This is a genomic window from Xanthomonas hortorum, from assembly GCF_040279205.1.
Classification (GTDB): domain Bacteria; phylum Pseudomonadota; class Gammaproteobacteria; order Xanthomonadales; family Xanthomonadaceae; genus Xanthomonas; species Xanthomonas hortorum_F.
Window position 1 is genome coordinate 1 of record NZ_JBEOLS010000023.1, and the last position, 21,617, is coordinate 21,617.

16 protein-coding genes and 4 tRNA genes are annotated in these 21,617 nt (G+C 61.4%); all 20 read right to left on the bottom strand.

Features of this window, described 5'->3' with window-relative positions; genetic code table 11:
• Positions 1 to 8 precede the first annotated feature (8 nt).
• Positions 9 to 1,199 carry an elongation factor Tu gene (gene tuf / locus ABS769_RS11075; RefSeq protein ID WP_108350190.1) on the bottom strand — a complete coding sequence of 397 codons (1,191 nt, stop codon included), beginning with the start codon at positions 1,197 to 1,199 and terminating at the stop codon, positions 9 to 11.
• 50 nt (positions 1,200 to 1,249) lie between these two features.
• On the bottom strand, positions 1,250 to 3,367 hold the full coding sequence (gene fusA, locus ABS769_RS11080) for an elongation factor G (protein ID WP_006450630.1): 2,118 nt from the start codon (positions 3,365 to 3,367) through the stop codon (positions 1,250 to 1,252).
• 140 nt (positions 3,368 to 3,507) lie between these two features.
• Positions 3,508 to 3,975 carry a 30S ribosomal protein S7 gene (gene rpsG / locus ABS769_RS11085; RefSeq protein ID WP_006450629.1) on the bottom strand — a complete coding sequence of 156 codons (468 nt, stop codon included), beginning with the start codon at positions 3,973 to 3,975 and terminating at the stop codon, positions 3,508 to 3,510.
• Positions 3,976 to 3,987: 12 nt separating this feature from the next.
• The gene (gene rpsL, locus ABS769_RS11090; protein WP_006450628.1) at positions 3,988 to 4,362 is read right to left on the bottom strand and encodes a 30S ribosomal protein S12; all 375 of its coding nucleotides are present in this window, start codon (positions 4,360 to 4,362) and stop codon (positions 3,988 to 3,990) included.
• Between the two features lie 221 nt (positions 4,363 to 4,583).
• Positions 4,584 to 8,801: a DNA-directed RNA polymerase subunit beta' gene (gene rpoC, locus ABS769_RS11095; RefSeq protein ID WP_006450627.1), complete on the bottom strand. Its 4,218-nt coding sequence runs from the start codon at positions 8,799 to 8,801 to the stop codon at positions 4,584 to 4,586.
• A 100-nt stretch (positions 8,802 to 8,901) separates the two neighbouring features.
• Positions 8,902 to 13,053 carry a DNA-directed RNA polymerase subunit beta gene (gene rpoB, locus ABS769_RS11100; protein WP_006450626.1) on the bottom strand — a complete coding sequence of 1,384 codons (4,152 nt, stop codon included), beginning with the start codon at positions 13,051 to 13,053 and terminating at the stop codon, positions 8,902 to 8,904.
• Positions 13,054 to 13,347: 294 nt separating this feature from the next.
• Complete coding sequence (gene rplL, locus ABS769_RS11105; protein WP_317061743.1) at positions 13,348 to 13,713, bottom strand: 50S ribosomal protein L7/L12; 366 nt, start codon at positions 13,711 to 13,713, stop codon at positions 13,348 to 13,350.
• Positions 13,714 to 13,767: 54 nt separating this feature from the next.
• Positions 13,768 to 14,301 (bottom strand): 50S ribosomal protein L10, encoded by a 534-nt coding sequence (rplJ, locus tag ABS769_RS11110; protein ID WP_016900680.1) that lies wholly within the window; start codon positions 14,299 to 14,301, stop codon positions 13,768 to 13,770.
• A gap of 549 nt (positions 14,302 to 14,850) precedes the next feature.
• Complete coding sequence (rplA, locus tag ABS769_RS11115) at positions 14,851 to 15,549, bottom strand: 50S ribosomal protein L1 (protein WP_006450622.1); 699 nt, start codon at positions 15,547 to 15,549, stop codon at positions 14,851 to 14,853.
• 3 nt (positions 15,550 to 15,552) lie between these two features.
• Complete coding sequence (gene rplK / locus ABS769_RS11120) at positions 15,553 to 15,981, bottom strand: 50S ribosomal protein L11 (RefSeq protein ID WP_023902817.1); 429 nt, start codon at positions 15,979 to 15,981, stop codon at positions 15,553 to 15,555.
• Positions 15,982 to 16,178: 197 nt separating this feature from the next.
• A complete protein-coding gene (gene nusG, locus ABS769_RS11125; protein ID WP_317061745.1) occupies positions 16,179 to 16,736 on the bottom strand; it encodes a transcription termination/antitermination protein NusG in 558 nt (185 codons plus the stop codon).
• Positions 16,737 to 16,749: 13 nt separating this feature from the next.
• Positions 16,750 to 17,160 (bottom strand): preprotein translocase subunit SecE, encoded by a 411-nt coding sequence (gene secE, locus ABS769_RS11130; protein WP_317061746.1) that lies wholly within the window; start codon positions 17,158 to 17,160, stop codon positions 16,750 to 16,752.
• 49 nt (positions 17,161 to 17,209) lie between these two features.
• A tRNA-Trp gene (locus tag ABS769_RS11135) sits at positions 17,210 to 17,285 on the bottom strand.
• Between the two features lie 106 nt (positions 17,286 to 17,391).
• Positions 17,392 to 18,582: an elongation factor Tu gene (gene tuf, locus ABS769_RS11140; protein WP_108350190.1), complete on the bottom strand. Its 1,191-nt coding sequence runs from the start codon at positions 18,580 to 18,582 to the stop codon at positions 17,392 to 17,394.
• A gap of 46 nt (positions 18,583 to 18,628) precedes the next feature.
• A tRNA-Thr gene (locus ABS769_RS11145) sits at positions 18,629 to 18,704 on the bottom strand.
• 33 nt (positions 18,705 to 18,737) lie between these two features.
• Positions 18,738 to 18,811: transfer RNA gene (locus ABS769_RS11150), tRNA-Gly, on the bottom strand.
• Positions 18,812 to 18,840: 29 nt separating this feature from the next.
• Positions 18,841 to 18,926 (bottom strand) — tRNA-Tyr (locus ABS769_RS11155).
• A gap of 153 nt (positions 18,927 to 19,079) precedes the next feature.
• Positions 19,080 to 20,171, bottom strand: a complete 1,092-nt coding sequence (gene ychF / locus ABS769_RS11160) for a redox-regulated ATPase YchF (RefSeq protein WP_043888972.1) — start codon at positions 20,169 to 20,171, stop codon at positions 19,080 to 19,082.
• Positions 20,172 to 20,245: 74 nt separating this feature from the next.
• Positions 20,246 to 20,830, bottom strand: coding sequence for an aminoacyl-tRNA hydrolase (pth, locus tag ABS769_RS11165; RefSeq protein WP_317061747.1), 585 nt, complete (start codon positions 20,828 to 20,830; stop codon positions 20,246 to 20,248).
• 51 nt (positions 20,831 to 20,881) lie between these two features.
• Positions 20,882 to 21,517, bottom strand: a complete 636-nt coding sequence (locus ABS769_RS11170; RefSeq protein ID WP_023902813.1) for a 50S ribosomal protein L25/general stress protein Ctc — start codon at positions 21,515 to 21,517, stop codon at positions 20,882 to 20,884.
• Positions 21,518 to 21,617 lie beyond the last annotated feature (100 nt).

Here is a 21,617-nt window from a genome sequence, read left to right on the forward strand (position 1 = left end):
GCAGGCACTTACTTGATGATCTTGGCAACCACGCCGGCGCCGACGGTACGGCCACCTTCACGAATCGCGAAGCGCAGACCTTCGTCCATCGCGACCGGGTTGATCAGGGTCACGACCATCTTCACGTTGTCGCCCGGCATCACCATCTCCACGCCTTCCGGCAGCTGGCAGGCGCCAGTGATGTCGGTGGTGCGGAAGTAGAACTGCGGACGGTAGCCCTTGAAGAACGGGGTATGACGGCCACCCTCATCCTTGGACAGCACGTAGACTTCGGCTTCGAACTCGGTGTGCGGCTTGATCGAACCCGGCTTGCACAGCACCTGGCCGCGCTCCACGTCGTCACGCTTGGTGCCGCGCAGCAGCAGACCGGCGTTATCGCCTGCCTGACCCTGGTCCAGCAACTTGCGGAACATTTCCACGCCGGTGACGGTGGTCTTCTGCGTGTCGCGGATACCGACGATTTCGATTTCGTCGCCAACCTTGATGATGCCGCGCTCGATACGACCGGTCACCACGGTGCCACGACCCGAGATCGAGAACACGTCTTCGACCGGCATCAGGAACGGACGATCGACGTCGCGGGTCGGATCCGGGATGAAGGTATCCAGGGCTTCGACCAGCTTCAGGATCGCCGGCACACCGATTTCGCTCTGATCGCCGTCAAGCGCCAGACGGGCCGAACCGTGGATGATCGGAGTGTCGTCGCCCGGGAAGTCGTACTTGCTTAGGAGCTCACGCACTTCCATCTCGACCAGCTCAAGCAGCTCGGCGTCGTCGACCATGTCGGCCTTGTTCAGGAACACGACGATGTGCGGCACACCGACCTGACGCGAGAGCAGGATGTGCTCACGGGTCTGCGGCATCGGGCCGTCAGCAGCCGAACACACCAGGATCGCGCCGTCCATCTGCGCAGCACCGGTGATCATGTTCTTGACGTAGTCGGCGTGGCCGGGGCAATCGACGTGCGCGTAATGGCGCACTGCGGACTCATATTCAACGTGCGCGGTCGAGATCGTGATACCACGCGCCTTCTCTTCCGGCGCTGCGTCGATCGCGTCGTACGCCTTGAACTCGCCACCGAAACGCTCGGCACCGATCTTGGTCAGCGCAGCGGTCAACGTGGTCTTGCCATGGTCGACGTGACCAATGGTGCCGACGTTAACGTGCAGCTTTTCGCGAAGAAATTTAGCTTTTGCCATGACTCACTAACCTCTAATTGGAAAATTTTGTTTGAAGCGGCTGAGCGAACTCAGCCCTTCTTGGTGACAGCGTCGGCGATGTTGGTCGGCGCTTCTTCGTAATGGTCGAATTCCATCGAGAACGTTGCGCGACCCTGGCTCATCGAGCGCAGCGAAGTCGCGTAACCGAACATCTCACCCAGCGGAATCATCGCATTGATGATCTTGCCCGACGGGCTGTCGTCCTGACCCTGCAACACGCCACGACGGCGGCTCACGTCGCCCATCACGTCACCCAGGTAATCCTCCGGGCTGACGATCTCGACCTTCATGATCGGCTCAAGCAACACCGGGCTGGCTTTCGCAAAGCCCTGCTTGAACGCCATCGACGCGGCCAGCTTGAACGCCATTTCCGAGGAGTCGACGTCGTGGTACGAGCCGAACACCAGCTTGACCTTGACACCCACCACCGGGAAGCCGGCGATCGGACCACTGGTGATCGTTTCGCGCAGACCCTTTTCGACCGAGGGGATGAATTCCTTAGGAATGATGCCGCCGGTGATGTCGTTGATGAAGAGGAAATCGTCTTTGACGTTGTCGTTCTTGCGATCTTCTTCGGTCATCGGCGACAGCTCGATCACCACGTGACCGTACTGACCCTTACCACCAGACTGCTTGGCGTGCTTGTAGTCGGACTTGACGTCGGTCTTGCGGATCGTTTCGCGATACGCAACCTGCGGCTTGCCAACGTTGGCCTCGACATTGAACTCGCGACGCATGCGGTCGACGATGATGTCCAGGTGCAACTCGCCCATGCCGGAGATGATCGTCTGGCCGGATTCTTCGTCGGTCTTGACGCGGAACGAGGGATCTTCCTGCGCCAGACGACCCAGCGCCGTACCCATCTTTTCCTGGTCCGACTTGGTCTTTGGCTCCACCGCCATCGAGATCACCGGCTCCGGGAAAATCATGCGCTCCAGGGTGATGATCTTGTCCTGCGCACACAGCGTATCGCCGGTGGTGACGTCCTTCAGACCCACGGCTGCGGCGATGTCACCCGCGCGCACTTCCTTGATCTCTTCGCGATTGTTGGAGTGCATCTGCAGGATGCGGCCCACGCGCTCTTTCTTCGACTTGACCGGGTTATAGACCTGGTCGCCGGAGTTCAGCGTGCCCGAATAGACACGGAAGAACGTCAGCGAGCCCACGAACGGGTCGGTCATGATCTTGAACGCCAACGCCGAGAACGGCGCGGTATCGGTCGCCGGACGGGTATCTTCCTTCTCGTCTTCGTCGATGCCCTGGACCGGCGGACGGTCGGCCGGCGACGGCAACAGGTGCACGACGCCGTCGAGCATGGCCTGCACGCCCTTATTCTTGAACGCCGAGCCACAGAACACCGGCACGATCTCGACCTTCAGGGTGCGCTCGCGCAGACCCACCAGGATCTCTTCCTCGGTCAGGTCGCCTTCGTTGAGGTACTTGTCCATCAGGTCTTCGCTGGCTTCTGCAGCCGCTTCAACCATGAACGAACGTGCCTCGGTCGCAATCTCGACCAAATCGGCCGGAATATCACCGTATTCGAAGGTGGTGCCCTGCGAGGCAACATCCCAATGGATCGCCTTCATCTTCAGCAGGTCGACCACGCCCTCGAAACCGTCTTCAGCACCGATCGGCACCTGCATCGGCACGGCATAGGCACCCAGACGGGCCTTCAGCTGCTCGACGACCTTGTCGAAGTTGGCACCGGTACGGTCCATCTTGTTGACGAAGGCCATGCGCGGCACGGAATACTTGTTGGCCTGGCGCCACACGGTCTCGGACTGCGGCTGCACGCCACCCACGGCGCACAGCACGAACACCGCACCGTCAAGCACGCGCAAGGAGCGCTCCACTTCGATGGTGAAGTCGACGTGCCCGGGGGTGTCGATGATGTTGAGGCGATGCTGCGGCATGGACTTGTCCATACCCGACCAGAACGCGGTGGTGGCAGCGGAGGTGATGGTGATACCACGCTCCTGCTCCTGCTCCATCCAGTCCATCACCGCGGCGCCGTCATGGACTTCGCCGATCTTGTGACTGACGCCGGTGTAAAACAGGATGCGCTCGGAGGTGGTGGTCTTGCCGGCATCGATGTGAGCCATGATGCCGAAGTTGCGGTAACGCTCGATAGGGGTGGTGCGGGCCACGGGGAGCCTCTCAATTTCTTGGATTTCGGATGGCCGAACGCCGCCTTTCGGCGGCCTTCGGATTTAGATGCGACGCTAATCGCGCGTCGCAAACAGCACTCAGATGGTGCTGAAGGGCCCCGTTACCAAGGCCCACGAGGTCACCAGCGGTAGTGTGCGAACGCCTTGTTCGCCTCCGCCATACGGTGCGTCTCTTCGCGCTTCTTGATCGCGCCGCCACGGCTTTCCGAGGCGTCCAGCAGTTCTGCAGCCAGCTTGCGCGGCATGGTGTTCTCGCCACGCTTGCGCGCGGAATCGATCAACCAGCGCATTGCCAGCGCCGTGCGACGGGAGGAGCGCACTTCGACGGGCACCTGATAGGTAGCACCACCGACGCGACGCGATTTAACTTCGACAGCCGGGGCCACGTTGTCCAGTGCTTTCTGCACCAGCTCGACGGCATTCGGATTCTTTTCGCCAATGACGTCCATCGCGCCATAGACAATTTTCTCAGCAACCGACTTCTTGCCACTTTGCATCACCATATTGATGAAGCGGGCAATGGTTTCGCTGCCATGCTTTGGATCAGGCAGGACGGTGCGCTGCGGAGTAGAACCTTTACGGGACATTGGAGTATTTCCTTAGCTCTTCGGGCGCTTGGCGCCGTACTTGGAACGACCTTGACGGCGCTTTGCGACGCCGGCGGCGTCCAGCGAACCACGGACGGTGTGATAACGCACACCGGGAAGATCCTTGACGCGGCCACCACGAATCAGGACCACGGAGTGCTCCTGCAGGTTGTGACCTTCACCACCGATGTAGCTGATGATCTCTTCCTGGTTCGTCAGGCGCACTTTGGCAACCTTACGCAGGGCCGAGTTCGGCTTCTTCGGGGTAGTGGTGTAGACGCGTGTGCAGACGCCGCGGCGCTGCGGACACTTGTCCAGTGCCGGGGAGGCACTCTTGTAGGTGGTCGCTTGCCGAGGCTTGCGGACCAGCTGATTGATCGTCGTCATCAGTTGATTCTTCTGATTGAGAGGCCGAGACGGCCTTGCACGAAAACAAAGGCAGGCCGAGAACGGCCCACCGAGACAGAGAAGTATAGCTGGCAGGACGAAACTCCGTCAACTTCACGGAAATCTAACCCTGCTGGCCCATCCAAAGGCCGGAAAACGGAGGGCCTCCTGCCCTCCTTTTCGCTTGGCTTACGGCGATCTTGCGACCGCCGTCGGAGCGCTTACTCCTCGTCCGCGCCAGCGTCGGCCACCGTGGCGACCGGTTCGGCCACTGCCGGCTTGCCCGACAGCGTTTCCATTTCCGAGTCGGTCAGACCCGAAGACTTGCGACGTCCGGCATGGTAGGCCAGACCGGTACCGGCCGGGATCAGACGACCCACGATCACGTTTTCCTTCAGACCGCGCAGGTTGTCGCGGGTACCGCGCACGGCAGCCTCGGTCAACACGCGGGTGGTCTCCTGGAACGAAGCCGCCGAGATGAACGACTCGGTGGCCAGCGAGGCCTTGGTGATACCCAACAGCACCGGATCGTACTTGGCCGGCAGTTCGTTGCGCTTGACCAGGCGGACATTTTCCTCGATGACGCGCTGGCGCTCGACCTGCTCGCCGTTGAGGAACTTGCTGGTGCCCTGATCGGTGATCTCGACCTTACGCAACATCTGGCGAGTGATCACCTCGATGTGCTTGTCGTTGATCTTCACGCCCTGCAAGCGATACACGTCCTGGATTTCCTTGACCAGATACGCAGCCAGCGGCTCGACACCCAGCAGACGCAGGATGTCCTGCGGGCTCGGCTCGCCGTCCACCACGGTCTCGCCCTTGGTCACGTGTTCGCCTTCGAACACGATGATCTGGCGGTACTTCGGGATCAGCTCTTCGTGTTCCGAACCATCGGTGTCCTTGATGATCAGGCGCTGCTTGCCCTTGGTGTCCTTGCCGAAGCTGATGATGCCCGAACGCTCGGCCAGGATCGCCGGATCCTTCGGCTTGCGTGCTTCGAACAGATCGGCAACGCGCGGCAGACCACCGGTGATGTCGCGGGTCTTGGACGCTTCCTGCGGGATCTTGGCGACCACGTCGCCCACGCCGACGGCGGCGCCGTCCTGCAGGTTGACGATGGAGCGCGGCGGCAACAGGTACTGGGCCGGCAGATCCGTGTTCGGGATCGTCAGATCATTGCCTTTGCCATCGACGATGCGCACGATCGGGCGCAGTTCCTTGGCATGTGCACCGCGACGCTTCGGGTCGGTGATTTCGCGCGACGCCAGACCGGTCAGTTCGTCGGTCTTCTCGATGACGGTGACGCCGTCGACGAAGTCGATGAAGCGAATGAAACCGGCCACTTCCGACACGATCGGGTGGTTATGCGGATCCCAGTTGGCAACGCCCTGCCCAGCCTTGACCGCATCGCCGTCTTTGGCGGTGATGGTGGCGCCGTACGGCAGCTTGTAACGCTCGCGCTCGCGGCCATGGCCATCGAGCACGGACAGTTCGCCCGAACGCGAGACCGCAACCAACGCGCCGCTGGCGTGCGCCACCGACTTGAGGTTGTTGAACTTCACAGAACCGGTGGTCTTGACGGTGATGTTGTCCACCGCAGCCGCACGCGATGCCGCACCACCGATGTGGAACGTACGCATGGTCAGCTGGGTACCCGGCTCACCGATGGACTGTGCGGCAATGACGCCGACCGCTTCACCGATGTTGACCTGGTGACCGCGTGCAAGATCGCGACCGTAGCAACGTGCGCACACGCCGAACGAGGACTCGCAGCTGATGGTCGAACGCACCTTCACCGACTGCACGCTTGCCTCTTCCAACTTGGCAACCCAGGCTTCGTCGAGCAGCGTGTTGCGGGTGACGATCGGTTCTTCGTCATTGCCCGGCAGGTACACGTCCTCGGCCACCACACGGCCCAGCACGCGCTCCTTCAACGGCTCCACCACATCGCCGCCTTCCACGATCGGGGTCATGATCAACCCTTCGGTGGTGCCGCAGTCGACTTCGGTGATGACCACGTCCTGCGCCACGTCGACCAGACGACGGGTCAGGTAACCCGAGTTCGCCGTCTTCAGGGCGGTATCGGCCAGACCCTTACGGGCACCGTGGGTGGAGTTGAAGTACTCCTGCACGTTCAAGCCTTCGCGGAAGTTCGCCTTGATGGGCGTCTCGATGATCGAGCCATCCGGACGCGCCATCAAGCCGCGCATACCCGCAAGCTGACGAATCTGCGCCTGGCTACCACGCGCACCGGAGTCGGCCATGATGTACAGCGAGTTCATCGACTTCTGGTCGATGGTTTCGCCCTTGGCATTTTCGACCTTCTCGGTACCGATGGTGTCCATCATCGCCTTGGCGATGCGCTCGCTGGTGCGCGACCAGATGTCCACGACCTTGTTGTAACGCTCGCCGGCTGTGACCAGACCGGATTGGTACTGCTCCTGGATTTCCAGCACTTCGGCTTCTGCCTCGGTGAGGATGCCCTTCTTCTCGTCCGGGATCAGCATGTCGTCGATGCCGATCGACACGCCTGCACGGGTGGCGTAGGCATAGCCGGTGTACATCAGCTTGTCGGCGAACACGACGGTGTCCTTCAAGCCCAGCAGACGGTAGCTGGAGTTGATCAGACGCGAGATGTTCTTCTTGGTCATCTCGGTGTTGGCCAGCTGGAACGGCAGGCCTTCGGGCAGGATTTCGCTCAGCAGCGCACGACCGACCGTGGTATCCACGATCGAGGTACCGCTGGTGCGCTTGCCATCGACCGCGTCCACGTCCACCTGGGTGATACGGACCTTGACCTTGGCGTGCAGTTCCACCACGCGGTTGTCATAGGCGCGCTTCACTTCGCTGGTGTTGGCGAACACCATGCCCTCGCCCTTCTTGTTCTCCAGGGCGCGGCTCATGTAATACAGACCCAACACGACGTCCTGCGACGGCACGATGATCGGCTCGCCGTTGGCCGGCGACAGGATGTTGTTGGTGGACATCATCAGCGCACGCGCTTCCAGCTGGGCTTCCAGCGAGAGCGGCACGTGGACGGCCATCTGGTCACCGTCGAAGTCGGCGTTGAACGCAGTACAGACCAGCGGATGCAGCTGGATGGCCTTGCCTTCGATCAACACCGGCTCGAACGCCTGGATGCCCAGACGGTGCAGGGTCGGCGCACGGTTCAGCAGCACCGGATGCTCGCGGATCACTTCTTCCAGGATGTCCCAGACTTCGGCTTCTTCGCGCTCGACCAGCTTCTTGGCGGCCTTGATGGTGGTGGCCAGGCCGCGACGCTGCAGCTTGGCGAACACGAACGGCTTGAACAGCTCCAGCGCCATCTTCTTCGGCAGGCCGCACTGGTGCAGCTTGAGGTACGGACCGACGGTGATGACCGAACGACCGGAGTAGTCCACGCGCTTGCCGAGCAGGTTCTGACGGAACCGGCCCTGCTTGCCCTTGATCATGTCGGCCAGCGACTTCAGCGGGCGCTTGTTGGTGCCGGTGATGGCACGGCCGCGACGGCCGTTGTCCAGCAGCGCATCGACCGATTCCTGCAGCATGCGCTTCTCGTTGCGCACGATGATGTCCGGCGCATTGAGCTCGAGCAGACGACGCAGACGGTTGTTGCGGTTGATCACGCGGCGGTAAAGATCGTTCAGATCCGAGGTCGCGAAGCGGCCGCCATCCAGCGGCACCAGCGGACGCAGGTCCGGCGGCAACACGGGAAGCACGGTCATGACCATCCACTCCGGACGGTTGCCCGATTCCAGGAAGGCCTCGATCAGCTTGATGCGCTTGGTCAGACGCTTGAGCTTGGTTTCCGAACCGGTGCTGGCGATTTCTTCGCGCAGACGGGTCATTTCCGATTGCAGCTCGATCGTGCGCAGCAGTTCGTACACGGCCTCGGCGCCCATGGCGGCGTCGAAGTCGTCGTTGTACTCCTGGCGTGCGGTCAGGTACTGCTCTTCGGTCAGCAGCTGGCGGCGCTCAAGCGGGGTCAGGCCCGGCTCGGTGACCACGTAGGCTTCGAAGTACAGCACGCGCTCGATATCACGCAGGGTCATGTCCAGCATCAAACCGATGCGCGAGGGCAGCGACTTGAGGAACCAGATGTGCGCGACCGGCGACGCCAGGTCGATGTGACCCATACGCTCACGACGCACCTTGGCAAGGGTGACTTCGGTGCCGCACTTTTCGCAGACCACGCCGCGGTGCTTCATGCGCTTGTACTTGCCGCACAGGCATTCGTAGTCCTTGATCGGACCGAAGATGGCGGCGCAGAACAGGCCGTCACGCTCGGGCTTGAAGGTGCGGTAGTTGATGGTTTCGGGCTTCTTCACTTCGCCGTAGGACCACGAACGGATCAGGTCAGGCGAGGCCAGCGCGATCTTGATCGCGTCGAAATCCAGCGTCTGGCGCTGTTGATTGAAGAGGTTGAGCAGGTCTTTCATTGGATATCTCCGGGTCGGAGGAATTTCGTATCTGAGATGAAACCGAGGGCATTACGTTCCGGACCCAGGCACCGCGCTGCGGCACCTGGATCCAGCTCGATCACTCTTCCAGTTCCATGTTGATCGCCAGCGAGCGGATTTCCTTCACCAACACGTTGAAGGATTCCGGCATGCCCGCGACCATCTCGTGCTCACCATCGACGATGTTCTTGTACATCTGGTTGCGGCCCTGCACGTCGTCGGACTTCACCGTCAGCATTTCCTGCAGGGTGTAGGCCGCGCCGTAGGCTTCCAGCGCCCAGACTTCCATCTCACCGAAGCGCTGACCGCCGAACTGCGCCTTGCCGCCCAGCGGCTGCTGGGTGACGAGCGAGTACGGGCCAGTCGAACGTGCATGCATCTTGTCGTCGACCAAGTGGTTCAACTTCAGGTAGTGCATGTAGCCGACCGTGGTCTTGCGATCGAACGCTTCGCCGGTACGACCGTCGTACAACTGGGTCTGACCACTTTGCGGCAGCTCGGCCAGTTCCAGCATGCGCTTGATTTCCGCTTCGCTGGCGCCGTCGAACACCGGGGTGGCCATCGGCACGCCATCGATCAGGTTCTTGCCCAGGTTGAGCAATTCCTCATCGCTGAACTGCGACAGATCCACGCGCTGTGCATTGATCGCGCTGTCGTGGTTGTAGATGTCGTCCAGGAACTTGCGCAGCTCGCTGACTGCGGCCTGGGCTTCCAGCATGCGCTGGATCTTGCGACCCAGGCCCTTGGCGGCCCAGCCCAGATGCACTTCCAGAATCTGGCCGATGTTCATACGCGACGGCACGCCGAGCGGGTTCAGCACGATGTCGACCGGCTCGCCGGTGGCCATGTACGGCATGTCCTCGACCGGCACGACGTTGGAGACCACACCCTTGTTGCCGTGGCGGCCTGCCATCTTGTCGCCCGGCTGGATGCGGCGCTTCACTGCCAGGAACACCTTGACCATCTTCAGCACGCCCGGTGCGAGGTCGTCGCCCTGGGTGATCTTGCCGCGCTTGTCGGCGAAGCGTGCTTCGAATTCCTTCTCGTGCGCCTGGATCTGCTTCTGCGCGCGCTCGATGGCGTCGGCAGCGTCTTCGTCCTTCATGCGCAGCTGGAACCAATCGGACTTCTTCAGCCCGTCCAGATACGCGTCGGTGACGTTGTCGCCCTTCTTCAGGTTCGGACCGCCGTTGGCGACCTTGCCCACGATCTGCGAGCGCAGACGTGCGTAGATGGCCGCTTCCAGGATACGGAACTGGTCGTCGAAGTCCTTCTTGACGCGCTTGATTTCTGACTCTTCGATCTGACGCGCACGCTTGTCCTTCTCGATGCCGTCGCGGGTGAAGACCTGCACGTCGATGACGGTGCCGTCCATGCCCGGGGGCACGCGCAGCGAGCTGTCCTTCACGTCGGACGCCTTCTCACCGAAGATCGCACGCAGCAGCTTTTCTTCCGGAGTCAGCTGGCTTTCGCCCTTCGGCGTGACCTTGCCGACCATGATGTCGCCGGCACGCACTTCCGCACCGATGTACACCACGCCGCTTTCGTCCAGACGGTTCAGGGCCTGCTCGGACACGTTCGGGATGTCGGCGGAAATTTCCTCCGGCCCCAGCTTGGTGTCGCGCGCAACGCAGGTCAGTTCTTCGATGTGGATCGTGGTGTAACGATCTTCTTCCACCACGCGCTCGGAGAGCAGGATGGAGTCTTCGAAGTTGTAGCCGTTCCACGGCATGAAGGCGATCAGCATGTTCTGACCCAGCGCCAGCTCACCGATGTCGGTGGACGGGCCGTCGGCCAGCACGTCGCCGCGCGCGATCACGTCGCCCACGTTCACCAGCGGACGCTGGTTGATGCAGGTGTTCTGGTTGGAGCGGGTGTACTTGATCAGGTTGTAGATATCCACGCCGGCATCGGTGCCGCCGCCGATTTCCGCCTCGTTGACCTTGACCACGATACGGGCTGCATCGATCTGTTCGATCACGCCACCACGCAACGCATTCACGGTCACGCCCGAGTCGCGCGCAACCGCACGCTCGATACCGGTACCGACCAGCGGCTTTTGCGAACGCAGCGTCGGCACGGCCTGGCGCTGCATGTTGGCGCCCATCAGTGCACGGTTGGCGTCATCGTGTTCCAGGAACGGAACCAGCGCCGCGGCGACCGACACGGTCTGCATCGGCGAGACGTCCATGAAGTGCACTTCGGCCGGCGGCTTCAGCAGCGACTCGCCCTGGAACCGGCACGGCACGAACTGCTCGGTGAGCATGTTCTTGGCGTCGGTCAGCGCGTTCGCCTGGGCGATCACGTACTCGTTTTCTTCGATCGCCGACAGGTACTCGACATCGTCGGAGACCTTGCCGTCCAGCACCTTGCGGTACGGGGTTTCAAGGAAGCCGTACTGGTTGGTACGGGCAAACACGGCCAGCGAGTTGATCAGGCCGATGTTCGGGCCTTCCGGCGTTTCGATGGTGCAGACGCGGCCGTAATGGGTCGGATGCACGTCGCGCACTTCGAAGCCGGCGCGCTCGCGGGTCAGACCGCCCGGGCCCAGTGCGGAGACGCGACGCTTGTGCGTCACTTCCGACAGCGGGTTGTTCTGATCCATGAACTGCGACAGCTGCGAGGAGCCGAAGAATTCCTTGATCGCGGCAGCCACCGGCTTGGCGTTGATCAGTTCCTGCGGGGTCAGGCCTTCCGACTCCGCCATCGACAACCGCTCCTTGACCGCGCGCTCGACGCGGACCAGGCCTACGCGGAACACATTCTCGGCCATTTCGCCGACCGAACGCACGCGACGGTTGCCCAGGTGATCGATGTCATCGACCACGCCGCGACCGTTGCGGATCTCGGTGAGCACCTTGAGCACTTCCAGGATGTCGGAGGTGTCGGTGTGCTCGGCGACCAGGCGCTTGGACTCTTCGTCGTTACGCTCGGCAAAGTACTTCTTGTCGTACAGCACCGACTCGCCAAGAACTTCCTTGCGGCCGACGCGACGGTTGAACTTCATCCGGCCGACCGTGGACAGGTCGTAGCGCTCGAAGGTGAAGAACAGGTTGTGGAACAGGTTCTGTGCGGCTTCCTTGGTCGGCGGCTCGCCCGGACGCATCATGCGGTAGATCTCGACCAGCGCTTCCAGCTGGGTCTTGGTCGGATCGATACGCAGGGTGTTGGACAGGTACGGACCACGATCCAGATCGTTCACCCACAGGGTGCCGACCGCATCGACACCGGCCTTGCGGAACGCAGCCAGTTGGTCTTCGGTGATCTCGTCATTGGCATTGGCCAGCAGTTCGCCAGTCGAGCTATCGACCACGTCGTGCGACAGGATGCGCGTGACCAGATAATCGTCCGGCACGGCCAGCGCGGCGACGCCGGCGGCTTCGAGCTGCTTGACGTGACGCGCGGTGATGCGCTTGCCCGCTTCCACGATGACCTTGTCGCCATCGGCCAGGTCGAAGTTCAGCGTTTCGCCACGCAGACGCTCCGGCACCAGCTCCAGCTGCACGCCTTCGTCCGGATTGATGTGGAAGGTGTTGATCTCGAAGAACTCGGCCAACATCTCTTCGTTGTTGTAGCCAAGCGCACGCAGCAGGATCGACACCGGCAGCTTGCGACGACGGTCGATACGAGTGAACAGCGCATCCTTCGGGTCGAACTCGAAGTCCAGCCAGGAGCCGCGGTACGGAATGATGCGGGCGCTGTACAGCAGCTTGCCCGAGCTGTGGGTCTTGCCACGGTCGTGGTCGAAGAACACACCCGGCGAACGGTGCAGCTGCGAGACGATCACGCGCTCGGTGCCGTTGACGATGAAGGTACCGTTGTCGGTCATCAGCGGGATTTCGCCCAGATAGACCTCCTGCTCCTTCACGTACTTGATGGCCTTGGTCGACGACTCGCGGTCGTAGATCACCAGGCGCACGGTCACGCGCAGCGGCGCGCCGTAGCTCATGCCACGCTGACGGCATTCACGCTCGTCAAACACCGGCTGACCCAGCTTGTAACCGACGTATTCCAACGCGGCGTTGCCGCTGTAGCTGGAAATCGGGAACACCGACTTCAGCGCTGCGTGCAGACCGAGGTCCTTGCGCTTGTTCTGCTCCACGTCTTCCTGCAGGAATTCGCGGTAGGAGTCCACCTGGATCGCAAGCAGGAACGGCACTTCGAGAATCGAGCGCTGCTTACCGAAATCCTTGCGGATACGCTTTTTTTCGGTGAACGAATAAGACGTCATGAGGTCTTCCACCCTAGGTTGCGGGGGCAGCGTCGCCGCGGCCCTGAAATAACAAAATTGTCAGTTGGAAGTCGCTGGTATTGCCGGCACCAGCACGCCTTCTCTTGCTACTTCCAACTACCAACTCGGTGAAGCGGAGATTGGGATGACCAGATTGGGGATGGCGAAGATTGCCTTCGAATCCCGAATGCCGACTCTCAAATCCCGGCTTTCCATCAACGGCCAAAGGCCGGGAGCTTTACGCTCCCAGCCTTCAGTGCATCACCCTGAAACGCTGGCGATGCAAGATGCTGCTTACTTGACTTCGACGGTCGCGCCGGCTTCGGTCAGTTCCTTCTTGATCTTCTCGGCTTCGTCCTTGGTGGCGCCTTCCTTCAGGATGCCGCCGGCTTCGGTCAGATCCTTGGCTTCCTTCAGGCCCAGGCCGGTCACGGCGCGGACGGCCTTGATGACGCCGACCTTGTTGGCGCCGCAGTTGACCAGCACCACGTTGAACTCGGTCTGCTCTTCAACCACGGCAGCCGGGCCAGCTGCAGCAGCAGCGACCGGAGCGGCGGCGGAGACGCCGAACTTCTCTTCGATGGCCTTGACCAGCTCCATCACTTCCATCAGGGACTTCTCGGCGATGGCGTCGACGATCTGTTCGTTGGTAAGGGACATTGTGATTACCTTTAAATGATTTTCTGGATTGGGGTTCTAGCGAACGCTAGGACATCAAGCTTCGGCAGTCTCGGCGACCGGCGCGGCGGCTTCGTCGCCACCACCCTGCTTGTCGCCCACGGCCTTGACGGCACGGGCAAACATGGCAGCCGGTTCGGACAGCACGCGGGCCAGCATGGCCAGGGCCTGATCGCGGGTCGGCAACGAAGCCAACACGTCGACGTGGCCAGCCGGGAACAGTTCCCCGCCGATGGACACGACCTTGGCCTGCAACTTGTCGTTGCCCTTGGCGAATTCCTTGATCAGGCGACCGGCAGCGCCGGGCTCCTCCATCGAAAACGCATACAGCAAAGGACCGACCAGCTTGTCAGCGACGACAGCGAAATCAGTACCTTCAACGGCGCGCGCGGCCAGGGTGTTCTTGACAACTTTCAAGAACACACCGGTTTCGCGGGCCTGCTTGCGCATCGCGGTCATCTGGGAGACCGTGATGCCAGCGTATTCGGCGGCGATCAAGGAGTGGGCCTTGGCGGCGATGTCTGCCAGCTCGGCGACTACTTCTTGCTTCTGAGACAGATTGAGAGCCATTGCACTCCTCCGTTAAAGCAGTGATTCGGGATTAGCGATTCGGGATTCGCCAGAGCTGATGAAGCCGCTTCTGCCAATCCCCAATGCCGAATCCCTAATCCCCGCTTCAAACTACTCCGCTCGCGGCTCCTGCCGGTTGCGGTCCAGGGCAGCCTCCATCCTGGAAGCCGGGAACATCGACCGATGTTCCTTTGGTGGCCTTTCTAGACCTGGAGTGGGCTCGATCCGGGATGTCCCAGACGCGCGTAAACCAGAAAGCTCCAGAAGGGCGACACCATCTACGCCGGCCGGCTCATACGAACCTGATTAAGCGACCCCGCTGCATCGACGGCGACTCCTTGCCAATGTGAGCATCCCTGCCCGTCGTCGATCTGCGCTGACCGCGCCTGCGGTCTTTGACGGCTACCGCCGGACATGCCGGCGATCGCCTTCAAAATGTCCGTTACCCCAAAGGAGGGAACGGACTCCCAGCACACGGTGACCCGGGCCGGAAAAACAATGCTGTACTACATCGACGGGTCAGGCCCATGACAGGCCCGACCCATGAACTCACTTCAGCGCAAGGCTGGACTGATCAACCGTGACGCCAGGACCCATCGTCGAGCTGACCGACACCTTCTGCAGGTAGGTCCCCTTGGAGGTGGCCGGCTTGGCCTTGATCAGGTCCAGCAGCAGCGCCTGCAGGTTCGACTTCAGCGCTTCGTCATCGAAGCTGGCCTTGCCGATGGTGCAGTGGATGATGCCGGCCTTGTCGGTGCGGTAGCGCACCTGACCCGACTTGGCATTCTTGACGGCTTCACCCGGGTTGGCAGACACGGTGCCGACCTTGGGGTTCGGCATCAGGCCGCGCGGGCCCAGCAGCGTGCCGAGCTTACCGACGACGCGCATTGCGTCCGGGGTGGCGATGACCACGTCGTAGCTCAGATCGCCGGCCTGCATCTTCTCGGCCAGGTCATCCATGCCCACTGCCTCGGCGCCTGCAGCCAGGGCTTCGTCAGCCTTGGCGCCAGCCGGTGCGAACACTGCAACGCGCACGCTCTTGCCGGTACCGGCCGGCAGCACGGTCGAACCGCGCACCTGCTGGTCGGACTTCTTGGCGTCCACGCCCAGGCGCACAGCAACGTCGATCGACTCGACGAACTTGGCCTTGGTCACGGTCTTCAGGATCTTGATTGCGTCATCGAAGGCATAGGTCTTGCCCGGAACGACAGCGGCCGCAATGGCCTTAACGCGCTTGCTCTGTGCCATGTCTTAGCCCTCCACCGTCAAACCCATGCTGCGGGCAGAACCCGCAATCGTACGCACTGCCGCTTCCAGCTCGGCCGCCGTCAAATCGGCTTCCTTGACCTTGGCGATCTCTTCCAGCTGCTTGCGCGTCACCTTGCCCACCTTGTCGGTGTTGGGGCGCTTGGAGCCGGAGGTCACGCCTGCAGCCTTCTTGAGCAGCACGCTGGCCGGGGTGCTCTTGGTTACGAAGGTGAAGGTACGGTCGGAATACGCGGTGATGATCACCGGCGTCGGCAGACCCGGCTCCAGCTTGGAGGTCGCTGCATTGAACGCCTTGCAGAACTCCATGATGTTCAGACCGCGCTGACCCAGCGCAGGGCCCACCGGCGGCGCAGGGTTGGCCTGACCGGCCTTGACCTGCAACTTGATATACGAAAGTATTTTCTTAGCCATTTCGACACTCTCCGGGTGCTAGCGCCTTGACGACAGGCTCCCCATCGGACCGGGAAATCACGTGTCCCGGCTTCACGTTTCTGGTAACACGCAGATGGCTGCCATGCGGCAGCCATTATTTCCCGGCGGTTCGCCAGGTGAGCGAGCCGCGCACTATAGCAGCAATTGTTGCGGGTGCCTAGGCAGCACCCGATGGGTCAGCCCTTCTCGACCTGACCGAACTCGAGCTCGACCGGCGTGGAGCGACCAAAGATGAGTACGGCAACCCGCAGCCGGCTCTTCTCGTAATTGACTTCTTCAACAACTCCATTGAAGTCGTTGAACGGGCCATCGGTGACGCGCACCATCTGACCCGGCTCGAACAACACCTTCGGACGCGGCTTCTCGACACCGTCCTGCACACGCTGCAGGATTGCATCCGCCTCTTCGTCGCGAATCGGCAACGGGCGGTCGGCCGTGCCACCAATGAAACCCATCACCTTGGAAGTTTCCTTCACCAAGTGCCAGCTTTCATTGTCGATACGCGGGATACCGGCTTCTTCGTGCGTCTCGATCTGAACCAGCACATAGCCGGGGAAGAACTTGCGCTCAGACCGACGCTTCTGGCCGGCGCGCATCTCGATGACTTCTTCGGTCGGCACCAGCACATCACCGAAACGCTCATCCATCTCGGCGCGTACGATGCGGTCGCGCAAGGCCTGCGCAACAGATTTTTCAAAGCCTGAATAGGCGTGAACGACATACCAACGCTTCACTGCTTGATTCTCCTCAACGAGCCAGGAACCACTGCGTGAGCTTCTGGATGACGAAATCGAAGCCGCCCAACAGCAAACTCAGAATGATCACAACAACAATCACGACCCAGGTGGTACGGATGGCTTCCTGGCGCGTCGGCCAGACCACCTTGCGCAACTCGAACCTGGATTCGGACATGAATTCACGGGTTTCGCGGCCTTTGCCGGTCCCCAGAAACACAAACGTACCTGCCGCCAACCCAACGATCACAGCCAGCGCGCGCAATTGCGGCGTCCAGGCCCCAAACTGGGTTGCACGTTCAGGCGCAGAAAACCAGAACCACACAAACAACCCCGCGATCACCAGGAGCGCGGAGATGACGTATTTCACGATATCAGCGCTGGCAGCAGACGCGCTTTTGGAAGGCTCGATTTTGCTATTCATCCGGCTCTAGTTACCGATCTGACCCGAATTACTGGGCCGGAAAGAGGAGTGGCACGCCAGGAGGGACTCGAACCCCCAACCTGCGGTTTTGGAGACCGCTGCTCTGCCAATTGAGCTACTGGCGTATGTACTCGTTTACCGCAAACCCTAAGACAACGAAGGCGGACCGAGGTTCAGCCGGCCCGCCATTCGTTTGAATCCAGCCGCCGCGAGGCGACTGGATGCAGGCACTTACTTGATGATCTTGGCAACCACGCCGGCGCCGACGGTACGGCCACCTTCACGAATCGCGAAGCGCAGACCTTCGTCCATCGCGACCGGGTTGATCAGGGTCACGACCATCTTCACGTTGTCGCCCGGCATCACCATCTCCACGCCTTCCGGCAGCTGGCAGGCGCCAGTGATGTCGGTGGTGCGGAAGTAGAACTGCGGACGGTAGCCCTTGAAGAACGGGGTATGACGGCCACCCTCATCCTTGGACAGCACGTAGACTTCGGCTTCGAACTCGGTGTGCGGCTTGATCGAACCCGGCTTGCACAGCACCTGGCCGCGCTCCACGTCGTCACGCTTGGTGCCGCGCAGCAGCAGACCGGCGTTATCGCCTGCCTGACCCTGGTCCAGCAACTTGCGGAACATTTCCACGCCGGTGACGGTGGTCTTCTGCGTGTCGCGGATACCGACGATTTCGATTTCGTCGCCAACCTTGATGATGCCGCGCTCGATACGACCGGTCACCACGGTGCCACGACCCGAGATCGAGAACACGTCTTCGACCGGCATCAGGAACGGACGATCGACGTCGCGGGTCGGATCCGGGATGAAGGTATCCAGGGCTTCGACCAGCTTCAGGATCGCCGGCACACCGATTTCGCTCTGATCGCCGTCAAGCGCCAGGCGGGCCGAACCGTGGATGATCGGAGTGTCGTCGCCCGGGAAGTCGTACTTGCTCAGGAGCTCACGCACTTCCATCTCGACCAGCTCAAGCAGCTCGGCGTCGTCGACCATGTCGGCCTTGTTCAGGAACACGACGATGTGCGGCACACCGACCTGACGCGAGAGCAGGATGTGCTCACGGGTCTGCGGCATCGGGCCGTCGGCGGCCGAACACACCAGGATCGCACCGTCCATCTGCGCTGCACCGGTGATCATGTTCTTGACGTAGTCAGCGTGGCCGGGGCAATCGACGTGCGCGTAATGGCGCACTGCGGACTCATACTCAACGTGTGCGGTCGAGATCGTGATACCACGCGCCTTCTCTTCCGGCGCTGCGTCGATCGCGTCGTACGCCTTGAACTCGCCACCGAAACGCTCGGCACCGATCTTGGTCAGCGCAGCGGTCAACGTGGTCTTGCCATGGTCGACGTGACCGATGGTGCCAACGTTAACGTGCAGCTTTTCGCGAAGAAATTTAGCTTTTGCCATGGGTGCGTGTCTCGGTAATCGTTTGGAGTTGAAGACGATTGAGTAATGGTGCTCACGAAAGGAATCGAACCTTCGACCTCCTCCTTACCAAGGAGGTGCTCTACCGACTGAGCTACGTGAGCGAGTTTTGCATTATGCCATGCATTTACGTTCAATGGAGCGGGAGACGGGAATCGAACCCGCACCATCAGCTTGGAAGGCTGAGGTTCTACCGTTGAACTACTCCCGCGCCGGGAACTGCAAGACACAACATGAAACTGGTGGAGGGAGGTGGATTCGAACCACCGAAGGCGTAAGCCAGCAGATTTACAGTCTGCCCCCGTTGGCCGCTTGGGTATCCCTCCAGCTTTTACTACCGGACCGGGGCGCGATGAAGCGATTCGGTTCGGGGTGAAGCAGCCCGCTATTTTGTTGTGGGAGACAAGCAGTGTCAACAAAAATTTCGCACTATTTGTCACGCCTGAATGTGCGCAGCCATGCGGGCCGCGCGTACCCGCTCAGACGTTGAAGCGGAAGTGCAGCACATCGCCTTCCTTGACGCGATATTCCTTGCCTTCCAGCCGCAGACGACCGGCATCGCGCGCGCCGGTTTCGCCGCGGTACTTGATGAAGTCGTCGAAACCAATCGTCTCGGCGCGGATGAAGCCCTTCTCGAAATCGGTATGAATCACCGCTGCCGCCTGCGGCGCAGTGGAGCCGGCCTTGACCGTCCACGCGCGGACTTCCTTGACGCCTGCGGTGAAGTAGGTCTGCAGGCCAAGCAGTTTGTAGGCCGCGCGAATGACGCGATTCAAGCCAGGCTCGGCCAGGCCCAGGTCGGCCAGGAAGGTATCGCGATCTTCGTCGTCGAGCTGCGACAGTTCTTCTTCGATCGCTGCCGAGACCGGCACCACTTCGGCACCTTCGGTCACTGCATGCGCACGCACCGCATCCAGGTGCGGGTTGTTCTCGAAACCGTCTTCGAGCACGTTGGCGATGTACATCACCGGCTTGAGCGTGAGCAGGAACAGATCGCGCACCAGCGCTTTTTCTTCTTCGTCCAGACCGGCTGCGCGGCCGGCCTTGCCATCGGCCAACGCGGCCTGCAACTTGGCCAGCACCGGCTTGCGTGCCGCTGCATCCTTGTCGCCGCCCTTGGCACTGCGCTCGGCACGGTTGAGTGCCTTTTCCACGCTATCCAGATCGGCCAATGCCAGCTCGGTATCAATGGTTTCGATATCGGCGATCGGATCGACCTTGTTGTTCACATGGATGACGTCGTCGTTCTCGAAGCAACGCACCACGTGGGTGATCGCATCGACTTCGCGGATGTGCGCCAGGAACTTGTTGCCCAACCCCTCGCCGCTGGCCGCACCCGCCACCAGGCCGGCGATATCGACGAACTCGACCGCGGTCGGGATCAGCTTTTGCGGCTTGACGATCTCAGCCAGCTGGTTCAGCCGCAGATCCGGCACCGGCACGATGCCGACGTTCGGCTCGATGGTGCAGAACGGGAAATTGGCCGCAGCGATGCCGGCCTTGGTCAGCGCATTGAACAGGGTCGACTTGCCGACGTTGGGCAGGCCGACGATGCCGCATTTGATACCCATGGTGCACGTCCGGGATTTGGAATTCGGGATTGGAGATTCGCAATGCCGCATGGCCGCAAATCCCCAATCCCCAATCACGCGTCCTTACTGGTATGCAGCCGCTTCATCGCCTCGTTGAAATTCCCTTCCATTGCCAGCGGCAGCACATCGATGGCGGCGTCCACTGCAGTACCAATCGCCGCATCGTCGTCGCACCCTGCCCGTCCCAGCACCCATGGCACCACGCGATCCTTGTGACCGGGATGACCAATGCCGACACGCAAGCGGTGAAATTTGCCGTGCCCCAGCAGGCGGATGGTATCGCGCAGACCGTTCTGGCCGCCGTGGCCACCATCGAACTTGAGCCGCGCAGTGCCCGGCGCCAGATCCAGTTCGTCGTGTGCAACGAGCAGCTGTTCCGGCTCGACCTTCCAGAACCGCAACGCGGCGGTGATCGATTTGCCGCTGAGATTCATGAAGGTGGCCGGCTTGAGCAGCCAGACCGGTTGACCGGCGATCTCGACCTTTGCGGTCTCGCCGAACAACTTGGCATCCAGCCCCCAGCGCGCGCCATGGCGCTCGACGAGGGCGTCGACGAAACGAAACCCGGCGTTATGCCGGGTTTGCGCGTGTTCCGGACCGGGATTCCCGAGTCCCACAATCAGGCGGAGTGCAGACATGCCAGTCACCGCAGCCGATCCCCCGCGCAGTGCGAGGGATCGGCCGACGGATTACTTGGTCTCGGCGCCTTCGCTACCTTCTTCACCGGCAGCGTCTTCTTCTTCGATGCGCACGTGCTTGGCAGCAACCACCGCCACGTCGTGCTCCTTGCCCAGCTTCAGCTCCGGAATTTCCACACCGGCCGGCAGCTTGATCTCGGACAGATGGATCACGTTGCCAACTTCCAGGGCACCGAGGTCCACTTCGATGAACTCCGGCAGATCCTTCGGCAGGCAGACGACCTGAACTTCGTTCAGTTCGTGGGTCACGACCACTTCGCTGGACTTACCGGCCGGCGAGGTTGCTTCGTTGACGAAGTGCAGCGGCACAGCGGCACTGAGCTTCTCGTTGGCGCTGACGCGCTGGAAGTCGATGTGGATGATCAGCTGCTTGAACGGATGGCGCTGCATGTCACGCAGCAGGACCTGCTGCACGTCGCCATTGAGGTTCAGGTCGAGGATCGACGAGTAGAACCACTCGTTCTGCTGGGCAAGCCAGATCTGCTCGTGGTTGAGCTGGATGCTGACCGGCTCGAGTTCGCCACCGTAGACGATGGCCGGAATGACGCCAGCGTGACGTAGGCGGCGGCTCGCACCCTTCCCCTCGTTCGCGCGGCGCTCGACCTTGATTTCGTGTGTCTTTGCCATTTGATTTACTACCTGGTTTGGAATATCGCCTCGCGGCGATGAAGCGTCTCACCCGCGACCAGGTGAGACGTCGTGCAGGCACCCGGAGAACCGGGCACCG

Bases quoted from the DNA above. Each gene is read 5' to 3' on its own strand.
- rplA (WP_006450622.1), bottom strand. From the start codon at position 15,549: ATGGCACAGAGCAAGCGCGTTAAGGCCATTGCGGCCGCTGTCGTTCCG.
- ychF (WP_043888972.1), bottom strand. From the start codon at position 20,171: ATGGGTATCAAATGCGGCATCGTCGGCCTGCCCAACGTCGGCAAGTCG.
- rpoB (WP_006450626.1), bottom strand. From the start codon at position 13,053: ATGACGTCTTATTCGTTCACCGAAAAAAAGCGTATCCGCAAGGATTTC.
- rplJ (WP_016900680.1), bottom strand. From the start codon at position 14,301: ATGGCTCTCAATCTGTCTCAGAAGCAAGAAGTAGTCGCCGAGCTGGCA.
- rplK (WP_023902817.1), bottom strand. From the start codon at position 15,981: ATGGCTAAGAAAATACTTTCGTATATCAAGTTGCAGGTCAAGGCCGGT.
- tuf (WP_108350190.1), bottom strand. From the start codon at position 18,582: ATGGCAAAAGCTAAATTTCTTCGCGAAAAGCTGCACGTTAACGTTGGC.
- rpsL (WP_006450628.1), bottom strand. From the start codon at position 4,362: ATGACGACGATCAATCAGCTGGTCCGCAAGCCTCGGCAAGCGACCACC.
- pth (WP_317061747.1), bottom strand. From the start codon at position 20,830: ATGTCTGCACTCCGCCTGATTGTGGGACTCGGGAATCCCGGTCCGGAA.
- rpoC (WP_006450627.1), bottom strand. From the start codon at position 8,801: ATGAAAGACCTGCTCAACCTCTTCAATCAACAGCGCCAGACGCTGGAT.
- secE (WP_317061746.1), bottom strand. From the start codon at position 17,160: ATGAATAGCAAAATCGAGCCTTCCAAAAGCGCGTCTGCTGCCAGCGCT.
- rpsG (WP_006450629.1), bottom strand. From the start codon at position 3,975: ATGTCCCGTAAAGGTTCTACTCCGCAGCGCACCGTCCTGCCTGATCCA.
- ABS769_RS11170 (WP_023902813.1), bottom strand. From the start codon at position 21,517: ATGGCAAAGACACACGAAATCAAGGTCGAGCGCCGCGCGAACGAGGGG.
- tuf (WP_108350190.1), bottom strand. From the start codon at position 1,199: ATGGCAAAAGCTAAATTTCTTCGCGAAAAGCTGCACGTTAACGTCGGC.
- rplL (WP_317061743.1), bottom strand. From the start codon at position 13,713: ATGTCCCTTACCAACGAACAGATCGTCGACGCCATCGCCGAGAAGTCC.